The sequence below is a fragment of the Providencia sp. PROV188 genome (assembly GCF_027595165.1).
In the GTDB taxonomy this organism is placed as follows: domain Bacteria; phylum Pseudomonadota; class Gammaproteobacteria; order Enterobacterales; family Enterobacteriaceae; genus Providencia; species Providencia lanzhouensis.
In genome coordinates, this window is the sequence record NZ_CP097291.1 from 543,776 (window position 1) to 559,021 (window position 15,246).

Annotated in this window: 12 protein-coding genes; 4 read left to right on the top strand and 8 right to left on the bottom strand. The window is 42.2% G+C overall.

Features of this window, described 5'->3' with window-relative positions; all coding sequences use genetic code 11:
* Nucleotides 1-7 precede the first annotated feature (7 nt).
* Both M5X66_RS02400 and M5X66_RS02405 read right to left on the bottom strand, forming a co-directional pair.
* Nucleotides 8-700: a fimbrial biogenesis chaperone gene (locus tag M5X66_RS02400; RefSeq protein ID WP_036955168.1), complete on the bottom strand. Its 693-nt coding sequence runs from the start codon at nt 698-700 to the stop codon at nt 8-10.
* 52 nt (nt 701-752) lie between these two features.
* Complete coding sequence (locus M5X66_RS02405) at nt 753-1,346, bottom strand: fimbrial protein (RefSeq protein ID WP_270103849.1); 594 nt, start codon at nt 1,344-1,346, stop codon at nt 753-755.
* A gap of 650 nt (nt 1,347-1,996) precedes the next feature.
* Here M5X66_RS02405 and M5X66_RS02410 point away from each other — a divergent pair.
* Nucleotides 1,997-2,419 (top strand): DoxX family protein, encoded by a 423-nt coding sequence (locus M5X66_RS02410; RefSeq protein ID WP_036955165.1) that lies wholly within the window; start codon nt 1,997-1,999, stop codon nt 2,417-2,419.
* A gap of 61 nt (nt 2,420-2,480) precedes the next feature.
* Here M5X66_RS02410 and M5X66_RS02415 read toward each other — a convergent pair whose 3' ends face one another.
* From M5X66_RS02415 to M5X66_RS02425, 3 genes are read right to left on the bottom strand one after another with little or no spacing between them, the layout of a single operon-like run.
* A complete protein-coding gene (locus tag M5X66_RS02415) occupies nt 2,481-3,296 on the bottom strand; it encodes a nucleotidyltransferase domain-containing protein (protein ID WP_410431325.1) in 816 nt (271 codons plus the stop codon).
* A gap of 22 nt (nt 3,297-3,318) precedes the next feature.
* Nucleotides 3,319-4,545, bottom strand: a complete 1,227-nt coding sequence (locus M5X66_RS02420) for an RtcB family protein (protein WP_006663311.1) — start codon at nt 4,543-4,545, stop codon at nt 3,319-3,321.
* Between the two features lie 2 nt (nt 4,546-4,547).
* Complete coding sequence (locus tag M5X66_RS02425; protein WP_036955162.1) at nt 4,548-5,666, bottom strand: slipin family protein; 1,119 nt, start codon at nt 5,664-5,666, stop codon at nt 4,548-4,550.
* Nucleotides 5,667-6,146: 480 nt separating this feature from the next.
* On the opposite strand from M5X66_RS02425, the gene rtcR reads away from it, so the two are divergent.
* On the top strand, nt 6,147-7,730 hold the full coding sequence (gene rtcR, locus M5X66_RS02430) for an RNA repair transcriptional activator RtcR (RefSeq protein ID WP_036955160.1): 1,584 nt from the start codon (nt 6,147-6,149) through the stop codon (nt 7,728-7,730).
* A gap of 178 nt (nt 7,731-7,908) precedes the next feature.
* Here the strand turns inward: rtcR and M5X66_RS02435 are convergent, their stop codons facing one another.
* Nucleotides 7,909-11,205, bottom strand: a complete 3,297-nt coding sequence (locus M5X66_RS02435; RefSeq protein WP_270103850.1) for an inverse autotransporter beta domain-containing protein — start codon at nt 11,203-11,205, stop codon at nt 7,909-7,911.
* Between the two features lie 257 nt (nt 11,206-11,462).
* Here M5X66_RS02435 and rnz point away from each other — a divergent pair, with 257 nt between their 5' ends.
* Entirely contained in the window at nt 11,463-12,377 is a 915-nt protein-coding gene (gene rnz / locus M5X66_RS02440) for a ribonuclease Z (RefSeq protein ID WP_108479326.1), read from the top strand.
* A 154-nt stretch (nt 12,378-12,531) separates the two neighbouring features.
* Here the strand turns inward: rnz and M5X66_RS02445 are convergent, their stop codons facing one another.
* Nucleotides 12,532-13,311 carry a DeoR family transcriptional regulator gene (locus M5X66_RS02445; protein WP_270103851.1) on the bottom strand — a complete coding sequence of 260 codons (780 nt, stop codon included), beginning with the start codon at nt 13,309-13,311 and terminating at the stop codon, nt 12,532-12,534.
* A gap of 46 nt (nt 13,312-13,357) precedes the next feature.
* Nucleotides 13,358-14,026 (bottom strand): deoxyribose-phosphate aldolase, encoded by a 669-nt coding sequence (deoC, locus tag M5X66_RS02450; protein ID WP_036955058.1) that lies wholly within the window; start codon nt 14,024-14,026, stop codon nt 13,358-13,360.
* A gap of 183 nt (nt 14,027-14,209) precedes the next feature.
* Here deoC and rbsK point away from each other — a divergent pair, with 183 nt between their 5' ends.
* Entirely contained in the window at nt 14,210-15,130 is a 921-nt protein-coding gene (rbsK, locus tag M5X66_RS02455; protein WP_154599639.1) for a ribokinase, read from the top strand.
* The last annotated feature ends 116 nt before the right edge of the window (nt 15,131-15,246 follow it).

Consider the following 15,246-nt stretch of genomic DNA (forward strand, 5'->3'; position numbering starts at 1 on the left):
TCTTCTGTTAAAGCTGAAGGTTTTTAGATTTGAAAACACCATAATCATCAACATAAGTCAGAATAAGATTGCTACTTTTTAACTGTTTTTTTAAAGGCAGTGTTTTGGATGTGTGTGGTGGAACCATCTCTGAATCAACAAGCGCTGTTTTTTTATCTTCAGACGTTGTAATAGCAGCAATAGTAAAATGGTATTGGGAGTTATTATTCACGACAATACCGTTATTATTTAGCTGGTAATTAATATTGTCCGTGATATTTTCAGGTAATTCAGTTAATCCATTAGGTCGATAAAATAATTTTATTCTTGAACGCGCTGCTAATTGAATGACATTTTTCCCTTTCATTGAATCAGGCGCTTTAGGAATATCTAGGACATTTAAATAAAAAACACTTTCAACATTATCTGGAAGTTTTCTATCTGTTTTTTTAATTTTTAATTGTTGACCTTGTAAACCCTCTATTTTGATAATAGGAGGATAAAGATAAAACGGTGCATCTGAATTTTCAGGTGTTGAGTTTATATTACCATCATCAATCCATGATTGAACTAATGACGGTGTGTTACTGTTATTAGTTAATTGCACAGACATGCTTTGTGCAGCTTCTGGATATATAATCCTTGTTCCTGTAATAATAACGTTTGAAAATGTTTCTTTAGAAAATAATAAAAGAAGTAAGAATAATAATTTTATTTTCATAATAAATTCTCACTAAAAGCTAGGTTCAGAGGAACCTAGCTTGAGTTTATTGTTATAGATATGAAACGGTATAAACAACGTTTGATTGCAGCGCACCGACAGATGCGGCAGTCGCATTTGTTTTGTAGTAGCTAGCAATTAAGTTCAATGTTGCACCAGCAGCTGAAGTGGTATTGGCTGCGGTTAACTGAGTATCAAAGGTCGTATTTAATGGAATAGCAACGGTTGGTGATCCAGTCTGTGACAAGCTAAAGCCCACGTTACGAGCAATGGCCGGATCATTTTCGTTCACTGTTGTATTCATTAAATACAGGCCTGAAGGCGAAATATTACTTGAAGAGAAGTGAAGTTTTAATGTCCCTGCTGGCGTACCTCCACCAACAATTGCACAGTTTGAAAAGGTAAGCCCAAAGGCTTTTTGGTTTTTTGTAATAACTGTACTTGCCGTTGTTCCTGCATCAGAAGATATAATCGGATCTAAAGCAATCGACATATCAGCGCTGTTATTACCATTAATCGTACAGGTAGTATCACTAATTGCACCGGAGAAAGAAATAATACCTCCAGGGCTATTTGTGGCAGCAATTACTGAGCCAGATAACACGGATAAGGACAGTATTGATAGAGAAAGTATATGTCTAGGCATAATTAACCCCATCGAGGTTCTCGATTAATTAAAATAAGTGATTTTTTTTGCGAGTCAGAATTAACTAGCTTTTTAAGCTTAGACAAGGTTTAAAGATCTTCAAGATATGTAAAGTGGAATTAATGGGTTTATAAATCCACTGATTTCAAATTTTCAGATTAAAATTTTGTATTTTTTGTTTTTTATTATTTAATGTGCTGAATTTTTGCTTGTAATGAGTGATGTTACTTAGTTAAGTATAGATAATATAAGGAATATTTTATTTTGTGATTTTGTTTCTATTTTATTTTTATTCTGGATTTTTTTGTTTCTATTTATCTTCAATATTTAAACAAGTAAAAAGAGTATTATTCTTTTTCTAATATTTTTGTTTAATTAATTAAAAATTTATTGAGTGATTAATCTTGTTAATTATGTGGTTAATTTTTTGATGGGATATTTTTCAATTGAACTGCACATTGAGTCGTTGGGTTCAAAAAATTAGTTCAAAAAAAGAGAGCACAGACGCTATTTTTGAATAAGAAATAGTGGATTAAAAATAACTAGAATTACCTTGATATAGATGAATAAAATGAAAATTAAAACAATTCTCATTTCTGATTTTTGAACCATAATGATAAGTAACATAACGTAGAGAGATGGGGTGCAAAATGGTCGGACTTTTCAATCGTTGTTTGTCACATGAAGATGCAGGAAAATTGCTGTTGCGCTTAGCTGTGGGTGGGTTAATGCTATTTCACGGAATGAGCAAGCTGCTAACAGGTGCGAGTGGCATCAAAGGGTTGTTAGCCTCTTATGGTTTACCTGAATTTATTGCTTACGGCACAATTTTGGGTGAAGTGGTTGCTCCTATTTTCATTGTGTTGGGTATTTTAACCCGACCATCTGCATTGTTAGTGGCGTTCACGATGATTGTTGCATGGTTAATGGTGGGGTTAGATAAAACGTTCTTACTGGATAAAACAGGGGCATGGGCGATTGAGAGCATCGTTTATTTCTTTGTGAGTGCGCTGGCGATTGCGTTACTGGGGGCAGGGAAATTCTCTGTGGTAAAAAGTGAGAATTGGCGATAAATAGCGTGGAATAGTGAAAAGGGCATCGAAATCGATGCCCTTTGTTTGATAACGGGAAACGCTATTTAGTACTAAATTCTAAGATGGTTTTCTGTAAGAACGCATCTAACAGGCGACTATCTTTACAAGACGGTTCTGGAAATTGGTAGCGTTCCATGCTGTCTATGGTTTCTTGGATTAAGGCATCAATAGCGGGTCTGCGCGCGCCATATAGGCTTTCTTTGCCTCGACCTTTTATCTCTAGCAGCGTATTAATTTCCGTTAATACATCCTTTTGTCTGACACATGCCGCGACTAAATCACGAAAAGCCATCGGTGGCATATTTTTATGGTTCTCTATCCATCGCAAAGCTAATACTGACCGTAAGATATAAAAGTATTTTTTTAATTTCACTTCTTCGCCCTTAAAATCAGTGTATAAGTTCCTTTTACTGATAGAAAGATAGTGATAACGCGCTTTTAACGGTGAGTAAAATTGTTCAGCCAATGATTCTAACTGAGCAAAAAAGTCCTCATCTTTATGATAAACAATCGGCGACTGTAACCATTCAATTAATGCGGGGTTAGAATTACGCATCAGTTTTAAGGCTTTTGATAATTCCCAACCAGACACATCTAGCTCGTCGTCAATCGGCTTTTCTATCACATCACGCTTTCTATCGAGTGTCAGATACCAATCGAGGGAATGCACATAGATAAAGCGCACATCATAATCACTGTCTTGTGAGGCAAATCCCCAACCACGACTACCGGATTCACAGGCAAATAATATTTTGACTTGGTGAGTGCGTTCTATCTCGCTTAATGTTTCACGTATCCTTTCTTGCATAAGCATGGATACGCCATCACTCATTTTTTCCATGCTGTTACTTTTCATTTGAACTCCTAATTGGGGAAAATTACCCCTTCACACACACCACTTGGCGTAATGTATGCACAATTTCCACTAGCGACGATTGGGCTGCCATCACTGCATCAATGTCTTTATACGCCATTGGAATTTCATCGATTACATCGCTATCTTTTCGGCATTCAACATGGGCGGTGGCTATCTTTTGGTCGCTCACGGAAAAACGTTTTTTGGCTTCTGTTCGGCTCATTACGCGTCCTGCGCCGTGGCTACATGAACAAAAACTCTCTTCGTTTCCTAGACCGCGAACAATAAAGCTTTTGGCTCCCATTGAGCCTGGAATGATCCCCATTTGCCCTTTTTGGGCAGATACTGCCCCTTTTCGAGTCACCAAAATTTCTTCACCAAAATGCTGCTCTTTCTGCACATAGTTATGGTGGCAGTTTACGGCTTCTTGCTGCGTCATAAACGGTTTGGTGATTTCTTTCGACAGCGCTTCCAGCACGCGATGCATCATCACTTCACGGTTATGACGGGCAAAATCCTGCGCCCAACCTACGGCTTCCATATAGTCGTTGAAATATTGGCTTCCCTCTTGAAAGTACGCCAAATCACGGTCTGGCAAATTGGCGATATGTTGCTGCATATCTTTTTGCGCCAAGGTAATAAACAAGTTACCAATCGCATTTCCCACTCCGCGAGACCCGCTATGTAGCATCACCCAAACGCGGTCTTGCTCATCCAAACACAGCTCAATAAAGTGGTTCCCTGTTCCCAGCGTCCCTAAGTGGTTGTAATGGTTTGTCCCACGTAGCTTCGGGTACTTATCGCAGATGCGTTTGAACTCTTCATCCAGTTGCGCCCAGTGGGTATCCACAATATCAGGGGCACGATGCCAAGCGCCTTTATCTCGACCGTGTCGATGAGTGGTTCGCCCATGAGGTACTGCCGCTTCAATGGCAAAACGAATATTTTGCAGGCTATCGGGTAAATCCGATGCAGTTAATGATGTACGCACCGCAATCATTCCACACCCAATATCCACTCCAACCGCCGCAGGGATAATCGCCCCTTTGGTTGGGATCACGCTCCCGATAGTGGAACCTTTACCCACATGCACATCCGGCATCACTGCGAGGTGTTTAAAGATAAACGGCATTTTTGCGGTGTTTTGCAATTGGGTCACTGCCGCAGGGTCAACAGGGACTCCGTGAGTCCACATTTTTACTGGCGCACTATTGGGCTGCATAATTTGGTTAAAGTTATTGTTATTCATTGTTATTCCTTAATTTTTACCAATCCGTTTAATACTTGATCCAATCCACCATAAACGGAAATTTGGTCGATTCGATGTGCAATACTTTCTAAGGTTTCGAGCTCTTTCAAACGCAAGGCAACGGGGTTGTTTTCCATCACTTTGGCGGTATTTAACAGTGAGCGCGTGGCGGCAGTTTCTTCACGGCGACGGATCACGTTGGCTTGTGCTGATTTTTCGGCTTCTACTACCTGAGACAAGATGGTGCGCATGTCTCCCGGTAAAATAATGTCTTTCACGCCAATGCTATCGATTTCTAAACCGAAGGTGAGGGCGGTTTGTACCACATGTTCCATCATCAGCTGGTCGATTAACTGCTTGTTTTCCAACAGTTCATCTAAGGTGCGTGTGCCGATAATTTCACGCAGGGCAAATTGCAGCTCGCGATATAAATAATCTACCGGTTGGCTCAATTTGGATAACGCCAACAGGATGTCGGCATAGCGCCAGTTTGCCGATAAGTTAACACGCAAAGTGACTTTATCTTTGGTCAAAATCTCCTGACCGCTGACTTCCAATGCCTGTAACCGTGTATCAATCACGTCCACTTCAGGTTTACGGCAAATCTTCCAGTAGCCGTAAGTGCCGGGCTGTAAAATGGATTGAATTTCACCATCTAATTTGAAGATACCTACATGCCATGCAGGAACTTGGCTGATTAACGCCAGATCGGTACCTTTGATGCGTTTTTTACCCGCCAAACGCGCCAGTAGTGTTGGGTTGATAACCACATCGTCCGTCGATTGAGTTTCGATGTGCAACGTATTGCCCGTTTTCCAGTACAGTCGGCGCGTCGCGGGCGCTAAAATTTCATTCAAGCTGTTATGCAAATACACAAAGCCCATTTCATCATCTGCAAGAGTGATATCCACACAGTATTCTTCAACCCAATCAGGGTGAAACTGGCGTAAATGCTCAGCAAGTTTCTCTTCAATTGGGTCATTATTTAGTTCAAACAGTGAAACGGTCAGTTTATTAAACCAATCATTAAGGCGATATTCGCCAGCCACGAACAGTTGCTTGAAGTCGCCTTTGTTTGAAGTCAGTGCAATGTATCCCTGTGCCACGTTAATTTTTGTCATTGTTATTTTCCTTTTTATTTATTGAGGTGTTATCGAAATCATCGACGAAGCGAGGAGGGAAACAATCGAGCGCCATACGGCTGTCTACTGTTTTGCTCAATGCCCGGTGCGATGACTCGGATAACACTGTGTGGCGAAACGGCAACCACGTTTTATTCATTTGGTTTTGAATGTCGGGACTCGAACCCGATAGCGCATGCTATTACCAGATAGGTCTTACCAACGGCGGAATACAGACCATGAAGTGGGGCTAGCCACCATGTCTGCACCGGTAGAACTGAAGTTCTGACAAATTCCGGTAGTGGACAGTCAGACTATTGCCAGATGCGTGCCAACTTTCTAAAAATGCCATTAAATACTTTTAATTAATTGATAATTAACATTTAATTATTTTTATGATTTTTCCGGTGCCATTGTTTATCAGAATGACTTATGCTTATTTATATATTTTTATATCGTAACTTATAAATATTTATAAATATGAATCAAAAAAGAAAAGTGGTTATTGGCGTATTGGGTACTGTGCTTGATAGACGCGGTAAAAAAGCCAATCGCTGGAAAAAATGGCGTCCTACTGTGGGACTGTGCCAGCAAGCAGATTTAGATATTCACCGTTTTGAGCTAATTCATCAGGTGAACGACTACTCGCTCGCGTGCCGGGTGAAAGAAGATATTGAGCAGGCATCACCGAAAACTGAGGTGATACTGCGTGAAGTGGATATTGCGGATCCGTGGGATTTTGAAGAGGTCTACACTTCACTGCTGGATTTTTCTGCGAACTACCCTTTCGATACAGAAAACGAAGAGTATTTGGTGCATATCACGACAGGCACCCACGTGGTACAAATCTGTTGGTTCTTACTGACGGAAGCACACTATTTGCCCGCAAAATTGATCCAAACTTCACCGACTCGCGGGGAACGGGAAACCGATCCTGTGGGTATGTATGCGGAAATTGATCTTGATTTAAGCCGTTATGCGCAAATCACCAGCCGCTTTGATAGCCAGCAGCAAACTCAGTTGGCATTCTTAAAAGCGGGGATCGCCACCCGTAATCAGGCATTTAATACCATGATTGAGCAAATCGAGCGTGTGGCACTACGCTCTAAAGCGCCGATTTTGCTCAATGGTCCAACGGGGGCAGGAAAATCATTTCTGGCTCGGCGAATTTACCAGTTACGCCAAGGGCGCCATCAAGTCAAAGGTCGCTTTGTGGAGATTAACTGCGCCACCTTGCGCGGCGATAATGCGATGTCCACGTTATTTGGGCATGTGAAGGGCGCATTTACGGGCGCGCTTAACCCACGCCAAGGGTTACTGAAAGAGGCCGACGGCGGCATTTTATTTTTGGATGAAATTGCCGAGTTAGGGCTTGATGAGCAGGCAATGCTATTAAAAGCCATTGAAGAAAAAAGCTTTTTTCCATTTGGTTCGGACAGTGAAATTCAAAGTGATTTTCAGTTGATAGCTGGCACCCATCGCAACCTTGCCGAGTGGGTGGAAGAGGGAAAATTCCGCGAAGATTTATTCGCCCGTATTAATATGTGGACGTTTGCGCTGCCAGGGCTGGCGGATCGCCGTGAGGATATTGAGCCGAATATCGATTATGAACTGGCAAAATTCTGCCAAGCAGAGCAGAGCCAAATCCGTTTTGATAGAGAAGCTCGTCAGCACTATGTTCAGTTTGCTTGCTCCCCTAAAGCCGCATGGCGAGGCAACTTCCGTGAATTAGGCGCTTCAATTTCCCGTATGGCAACCTTCGCCGAACGTGGGCGTATTACGCAATCTGTGGTGGAGGAGGAAATTCAGCGTTTAAGCCAGCAGTGGCAGCCGAAATCTAAACTACAGCTACCTAAGCAAGTCGGGGAAATCGACCTGTTTGAGCAGCAGCAGTTAGCCACCGTACTGGATGTGTGCCGAAAATCTTCATCATTATCAGAAGCTGGGCGCACTCTATTTGCGGTGTCTCGCCAACAGAAAAAGCAACCGAATGATGCAGATAGGCTGCGAAAGTATTTAGCTAAATTTGGATTGGATTGGGATGGGGTGAAAGCAGGAGTTTGAAGGTGCTATATCGCAGAAAATATAAAGCCATAAGAAAAATCCCCGCCGAAGCGGGGGAGGGGTAAAGCATTGTTAATGCAAGTTTGTCACGTAGAGTAAGAGTGAACGTTGTGCTTTACCCCGTAGTAATAATCATTGGGGGCTAGGCATGTAACTCTACGGTGGTTATTGCTTTACTTTATTTAGGTTCCACTGTGATTGAAATGGTTTGGCTAGCGATAGCATTTACAGTTGCCGTCAGGGTATCACTGCCCAGTTTGCTTAATACCAGTGACGCGGTATAAGTGCCGTCTTGATTATCTGTCCATGTTACATTGCCGGTTTGGACATGGGCCAACGTGATAGCTGAAGCCAAACCAGTTAACGGGTTATTAAAGCTATCGGTTGCTGTCACGGTTAACGCCAGTGAGTCACCGGATTTGAGGTTGGTGAGGGCGCTGCTGCTCAGGATAACAGTATCCAGCACCCCTTGTGCACCGGATTGCCCATTTGGGACCGACGAGATGGTAGAAGGTGTTTGTACGGTAATGGTCGCTTGGTTGGAGCCTTTACCATTGACCGACACCTGAATATGTTTATTTCCACTGTGCTGTGCCGGCAGGGTGACGGTGTAGCTACCATCTGGATTTTGGGTGGCTGGCAGCGTGAGTTTTGTTCCGGCAATGATCACGTCAAGTTGCTTAATATCGTTAACAGAGTTGCCGTAGCTATCTGTTAGTTCAACTTTTAATGCCGGTTTATCCCCCGCATTGGCCGATGGATCGATTGGTGTCACCACGACATTTTGAATATTTGAAATATCACTATTGCGGTTGACCGTCAAAATGGTTTTCGGACTAAATATTCCATTTACATGGGCAGTGATATCAATATCACCAACTGTGGTTAATGGTAAATTGACAATATAGTCACTGTGCCCTTCATCGCGCCAAGCAAGATCTTTGCCTTTAGTGTTGCCAAGGTGAATATTATTGAAATCCACATTTTCAATTGCATTACCAAAACTATCTTTCAGCGTGACCATAATCAGCGGGTTGTCACCAGATTTAAAATTAGTCCGGTTAGGGCTGATGTCTATTTCAATGCTTGCAATGACGCCTAATGCCCCTGCTGCACCACTACCATCTGTATTGGCTGATTTTATGGATGAAGCTCCAAGTGTGGTAAATGTTCGCTCAGGTGAGATTAATTTATCCAGAACAACTTGGATCGTATGCTTCCCTGATTGTTGTCCTGAAATTTTAGCCTCATAGATACCATTATCGACATCAGTATACCTAATTGCGGCAGATTCCGGTTTTTTGTCAATGATGACTGTAATGTCATTTTGGGCATCAATTATTGGATTGCCGTGGCTATCCAATAATTGGAATGACACTTGGCTTTCTCTGCCTGCATGTACTTCATGTACATCTAAGATAGTAACTTGATGTAATTTTCCGCTAAGGAACTCAACGGCTTTGGTCTCACTATGACCATTGACTGATATGGTCACTTCACTTGGACCGGCTTTTAAGCTAGTGAGTGTAACTTCAACAACACCATTTTTATCCGTTGTTGCTTTATCGACGATTTTTGCATGAGTAGCTGCAAAGGTAACTTCCTGATTGGCAATAGGGTTTCCATTTTTGTCAGTAATATAAGCTTGAACTGAATTTGTTGAAATACCATCAGCTATAGCCTTAGCCCGGGTGACGATAACACTGTAAATATGCGCTTGAGTGGAATCAGGCTTGAAAACGACTTGAGCTTTCGTGAGTTGCTGATTACCTGTGTAAGCACTAATTTCGTATGATCCTGCAATTTGTGAAGTGAATTGTACTCGAGCTTCGCCTTTCGTATTTGTTGTCGTGGTGTACTCCAATGGTTTTGTTCCTTTCATCGCTTGCATTTTTTTACGTAGGCCGTTCTGAGTACTGGAGTTAGTGGCAGTTTTTATATTCTGGGAAGCGAGAGAGAGTGTATTGGGTAAAATAAACATGACTTTTGCGTTGGAAACTGGATTACCTAAAGGGTCTCTGACAATGGCGGTAAGGGCATTAATATCAAGACCATTAGCTAAACCTTTACCATGAAAGGTCACGTCATTAGGGCTGATGCTGAGCATGTCAGGATGAATAATTTCAATTAAGGTTTCAGCAATAGGAGAGGCGTTGCCTTTAATATCATAGGCAGTTGCTTGTAAACGGTAGCGATTTATCTTTTGTGTATCTTTTGCCGTATTGGATGTTTTATATGATGGTAAAGTCAGGGTAGCCGTTTGATCAGTGGAGCTAATAGAGCCGCCTGCAGCTAAAAACTCAGGTGCTTGCCACTCAATGTGCTTGAGAGGATATTTACCAGTGAAAGATTTGACTAGTGGAACGGATTGTCCTGTTTCCCCTTGGATTTTAGTCGGTAATGACAGGTGCAGTAAGGTTTTCTTTTGATAGTTGAGAATAATATTATTATTGCGTTCAACAAAATCATAACGGTTACCTGAAAGACGGCGTGTCTCGGCGACCTTAGTTGGATCTAAATGGTGGGCTAAGCTCTTACCGAAAGTCCAAGTAAATTGAAGTTTCGCTTGGGTCTCGGCTTGTTTTTCGCTGCTAAATTTATGGCTGGCATTTAATGTTAATAATGGGAATGGCGTCCAGTTAGCACCGATGGTCGCGGCATTCGGGTTTTTTTGACGTTTTGTTTTTCCGAATAAGGCAACGCTATCGCCATAGTATTGCTCATACTTTAAGTTTCCACCTAGGTGTGGATAAGCCGGTAGCCAGCCTTCTACTTGAATATCCCAGCCGTGGGCGGGTTTGGTATTATAGTCATGGTTGAGTTCTGGAGCGCTTTTCCATGCGGTTAAACCGAAATAGCTATTGGCATTTAATTTTAAGTAGTCTTGCCAATATTCAATTCCTAATCCTGCGCGAGTATGGGCGTGAGAAAAATCGTGGTCGATAAATGCATTCATACCAATAGTGCTTTTTTCATGGAAATGACGTAAGCCAATCCCATTATTGGTATGAAATCGTTCATCATAACGATGTAGGCTGTGCTGGGTGAATAGCAATATTTCCTCTTGGTCATACCAAGGGATCAGCCAGTCAAACTGTGAGTTTTTAACGGAGAACTTTTTATCAATATCGATATTGAGTTTGACATTACCCGCTTTGGATAACCAATGTTCAATCTCTTTTGTGGCTTCACTGGCAACTTTATTTCGCGCGTAGTCTTGCGCCATCTCAGACAGATCCTTCATCGTTTTCTTTTGTGAAAAGAAGGTTCCGATTGTTTTAGTGTGCTCGGCGGTTAAGCGCTCAGTATTATCTTCGTTGATGATCTGGTCGCTACCTAGTGATGGTAGCTCTTTGTTATCCAACATTTTTGCATAAGCTGGAACAACAGGCATAATGACGGACGACCAAATAGCCGTAAATATAACAAAACTGTTAGCCAGTTTTTGTTTAACGGTTAAAAAAGAGGGACTCATTCAATGGATTCCTAGTGGCGAAAATTTACGCGGCCATTTTGGAGTAGGGAGCTAGGTATGAGCTTGTGAATTAATTTGACTTAAAAAGAAACTAAACTTGCTAGTTGGAATAGCTGTGAATTCCATAAATTTTACCCGCGTGGTCACGACGAAAATTGCAACAATAAAAAAGCCCTCAAAAAAGCGACGTTAGCCATTTTGGAAAAGTTTGGAATTGTATTTTCTTAATTTAAAAACAAAGAGATAGAAGAGGAATTATGGAGCTGACTTTCTTGGGTACTAGCGCAGGTGTGCCAACAAAAGAGCGCAATGTCACCAGTATGATATTAAATTTAGTCGGTATCCGTAAAAGCTACTGGCTCTTTGACTGTGGCGAAGGCACTCAGCACCGAATCTTAAACAGCCCCTTTAAAACACCCAAAATCGAGAAGATTTTTATTACTCATTTACACGGTGACCATATTTTTGGTTTACCGGGATTGCTGTGTAGCCGCTCGATGGGGGGAACGACGGATCCCTTAACGCTATATGGACCAAAAGGGCTGAAACAGTACGTGGAAACCGTCTTATCAGTGAGCGACTCCTATATGACTTATCCTCTTGAAATTGTAGAAATTGAGGCAGGTAAGTTATTTGATGATGGGGAGATGATCGTCACTGCGTATCGGTTGGATCACCGCGTAGAATGTTATGGCTATCGTATTGAAGAACATCCAAAACCGGGGGCGCTAAATGTGCAAAAACTGGAGCAAGATGGGATCCCTCGCGGGCCTTGGATGCAGGCGCTGAAAAAGGGCGAAGTGATTGAGCTAGAAGATGGTCGTACCGTGAATGGAGCTGACTACCTTGGTGAGCCAGTTGCAGGTAAAGTAGTGGCGATGTTTGGGGATACCATCCCAACGCCAGATGCGTTGTTATTGGCAAAAAATGCCGATGTGATGGTGCATGAAACTACGCTAGAAGTGGCGCTAGAGGCGAAAGCCAATGAACATGGGCATTCTTCTACCCGACAAGCGGCGCAACTTGCCAAACAAGCAGGAGTAAAACGGTTTATTGCGACGCATATCAGTGGGCGTTATGGGTCGGATGACATTCCGCGTTTACTGGCGGAGTGCCAAGCTGAGTTTCCTGAGACGCAGATTGCGGAAGATTATTTGACGGTGCGGATTTAGTTTTTAAGCAATCGACACGCATAAGGAAAACGTGTCGAAAAACTGACGAAAAATATACATATAGGAAAATTGTGTCGACTCAATCGATACATAGATATGAAATGTCGATTTTTATTGTAAAAATCGACATATAAAGAAGAAGGGATATATTGTACTAATAAATCACTTTCACAAACCCATTGCGGCAGTAGGTTTCATACTCATCGCTGAGTTGCCGATTTGTGACAATCACATCAAACTGGGATAGTTCGCCCATATTGGCGGTCGCCACTTCATCAAACAGATTGTAAGGTGCTAATAAAATCTTACGGATAGATTTTTCCATGCCTTTCTTTTTCATCGGTAAATCATCGAGATTATAGCAAGTCACCCCATAAGCACTGTGAACCCCAGTGGCGGACATAAACGCTTTTTTGGGGTTAATGGAATCTAATAACGAAGGCAGCGTTGGGCTGTAAAAAGAATCACTTTTTGGGCGGTATTCCCCACCACACAGTAGCGCCGTGGCATTTTTTTTCTGGCTCAATGCGAGAAAAACGTTATGAGAATAACAAATTCCGGTAAAGCTAATTTCTTCTGGGATTAAGGCTATTAAGGTCGCCATTTCGATGCCATTGTCGAAAAAGATCACATCGTCTTCACTGATCATACTGGCGGCTAAATTAGGAATATATAGGTCTTCAGTTTGATCTGGCGTGAAAATATCGGCATGGGGTTCGTGAGGAGCTAAAGCGGTAGGTTGAGTGACAGAAACAATATAGCCACCAAGCAGTGACATTGGGATAGGACCTTCGGTGTCCGCATTGAGATCTCGGCGAATGGTCATTTCAGAGACTTCGAGTATTCTCGCGGCTTCTTTAAGATGAATGCGTCCTGAACGTTTAATACATTCACTTAATCGGCGAAGGCGTTCTTTTTGTTTAGTTTCTATCACCCTGCAATCCTTTTTATGATGGCGCGGACGAACCGCGCCCCGTTGTTTAGTAGTCACTTGGAGTGGTATTTTCTCCCGTTACAATAGCGACACTCGCACTTGCACCAACGCGGTTAGCACCAGCTTCAATCATCTTAATTGCGGTTTCACGCGTACGTACGCCACCGGATGCTTTGACGCCAATTTCATTACCAACCACTTTGCGCATTAAAGCGACGTGATGCTCAGTGGCACCCATTGTACTGAATCCTGTTGAAGTTTTCACAAATCCAACGTTAATTGTGCGGCAAATTTCACAAACCTGTGTGATTTCTTCATCAGTTAACAGGCAAGTTTCGAGGATCACCTTTAATGTTGCCTTACCACAAGCCGCAAAAACAGCTTCGATATCTTGGCGAACAAAGTCTAAATCACCGCTTTTCAGCATGCCTACGTTGATGACCATATCCACTTCATCGGCACCACGGCGTACTGCTTCAGCAGCTTCAAACGCTTTGGCTTCTGTTAAACATGCGCCTAATGGGAAACCAACAACACAGCACACCATCACATCGCTATCTTTTAAACATTCGCTTGCCAATGGCACATAGCCAGTGTTAACACACACAGAGGCAAAGTGATGCTCTGCGGCTTCTGCACATAACGTTTTGATATCGTTAACTGTTGCATTGGCAGCCAATAAAGTGTGATCAATATATTTCGCTAAATCTTGCATTTTAAACCTTCCTATATGAAGTTTTTCAGAATAGATGTGGAATAGGTAACAAAGAATGAGGAAATGTGGCAGATATAACACTTGATCATTCGTTATTCGAGATCCTAATCACAAATGATATTTTTGCAACATGATAATGTTAGGATTATATCATTATGTGATTTATTTAACACGAGGGACATTATGGATATAGCAGTTATCGGTTCAAACATGGTCGATTTGATCACTTACATTGATCAAATGCCTAAAGAAGGGGAAACCCTCGAAGCTCCAGCCTTCAAAATCGGTTGTGGCGGTAAAGGGGCAAACCAAGCTGTTGCCGCAGCAAAATTAAACTCCAAAGTGATTATGCTAACTAAGGTCGGTGACGACATTTTTGCGGATAACACTATTCGTAATCTTGAGTCTTACGGCATCAATACGCGTTATGTAGAAAAAGTGCCATGTACCTCAAGCGGTGTTGCGCCAATTTTCGTTAACCAAAATTCGTCTAACAGCATTTTGATTGTCAAAGGGGCGAATAAGTTTTTATCCCCTGAAGATATCGACCGCGCTGCGGAAGATCTGAAAAAATGTAAATTGATCGTATTGCAGCTGGAAGTGCAGCTGGAAACGGTTTACCACGCAATTGCCTTTGGTAATAAGCACAACATCCCTGTATTGCTTAACCCAGCGCCAGCACAACGCGCACTGGATTTAGATTACGCATGCCGTTGTGATTTCTTTGTACCAAATGAAACCGAGCTAGAAATTCTGACCAATATGCCAGTGGATACCATGGATAACGTGCGTCGTGCGGCTCAATCCTTGTTAGACAAAGGCCTGAAAAATCTGATTGTCACTTTAGGTGATAAAGGTGCGCTATGGATGACTCGCGACAATGAGCTATTCATTCCCGCTATTAAAGTGAACGCGATTGATACCAGCGGGGCAGGGGATGCATTCATTGGTTGTTTCTCTCATTACTATGTTCATACCGGAAATATCGAAGAAGCGATGAAAAAAGCGGTTCTGTTTTCAGCCTTTAGCGTAACGGGAAAAGGCACCCAATCTTCTTACCCAAGCATCGAGCAGTTCAGTGAGTTTGTGCAGTTGAATAATTAGTACGCATCATCTTTCAAGCACCAGAAGCATTACCTGTACCCACAATATTTGCTCTGAATTTGAATGATGTTGAGCATGGCCGGTTGAAATGAAGGTTGCCATTAGAGCAAAAAGCC

Excerpts from the sequence above, each read along its gene's own strand:
- M5X66_RS02400 (WP_036955168.1), bottom strand. The coding sequence starts at position 700 with ATGAAAATAAAATTATTATTCTTACTTCTTTTATTATTTTCTAAAGAA.
- M5X66_RS02405 (WP_270103849.1), bottom strand. The coding sequence starts at position 1,346 with ATGCCTAGACATATACTTTCTCTATCAATACTGTCCTTATCCGTGTTA.
- M5X66_RS02410 (WP_036955165.1), top strand. The coding sequence starts at position 1,997 with ATGGTCGGACTTTTCAATCGTTGTTTGTCACATGAAGATGCAGGAAAA.
- M5X66_RS02415 (WP_410431325.1), bottom strand. The coding sequence starts at position 3,296 with ATGAAAAGTAACAGCATGGAAAAAATGAGTGATGGCGTATCCATGCTT.
- M5X66_RS02420 (WP_006663311.1), bottom strand. The coding sequence starts at position 4,545 with ATGAATAACAATAACTTTAACCAAATTATGCAGCCCAATAGTGCGCCA.
- M5X66_RS02425 (WP_036955162.1), bottom strand. The coding sequence starts at position 5,666 with ATGACAAAAATTAACGTGGCACAGGGATACATTGCACTGACTTCAAAC.
- rtcR (WP_036955160.1), top strand. The coding sequence starts at position 6,147 with ATGAATCAAAAAAGAAAAGTGGTTATTGGCGTATTGGGTACTGTGCTT.
- M5X66_RS02435 (WP_270103850.1), bottom strand. The coding sequence starts at position 11,205 with ATGAGTCCCTCTTTTTTAACCGTTAAACAAAAACTGGCTAACAGTTTT.
- rnz (WP_108479326.1), top strand. The coding sequence starts at position 11,463 with ATGGAGCTGACTTTCTTGGGTACTAGCGCAGGTGTGCCAACAAAAGAG.
- deoC (WP_036955058.1), bottom strand. The coding sequence starts at position 14,026 with ATGCAAGATTTAGCGAAATATATTGATCACACTTTATTGGCTGCCAAT.
- rbsK (WP_154599639.1), top strand. The coding sequence starts at position 14,210 with ATGGATATAGCAGTTATCGGTTCAAACATGGTCGATTTGATCACTTAC.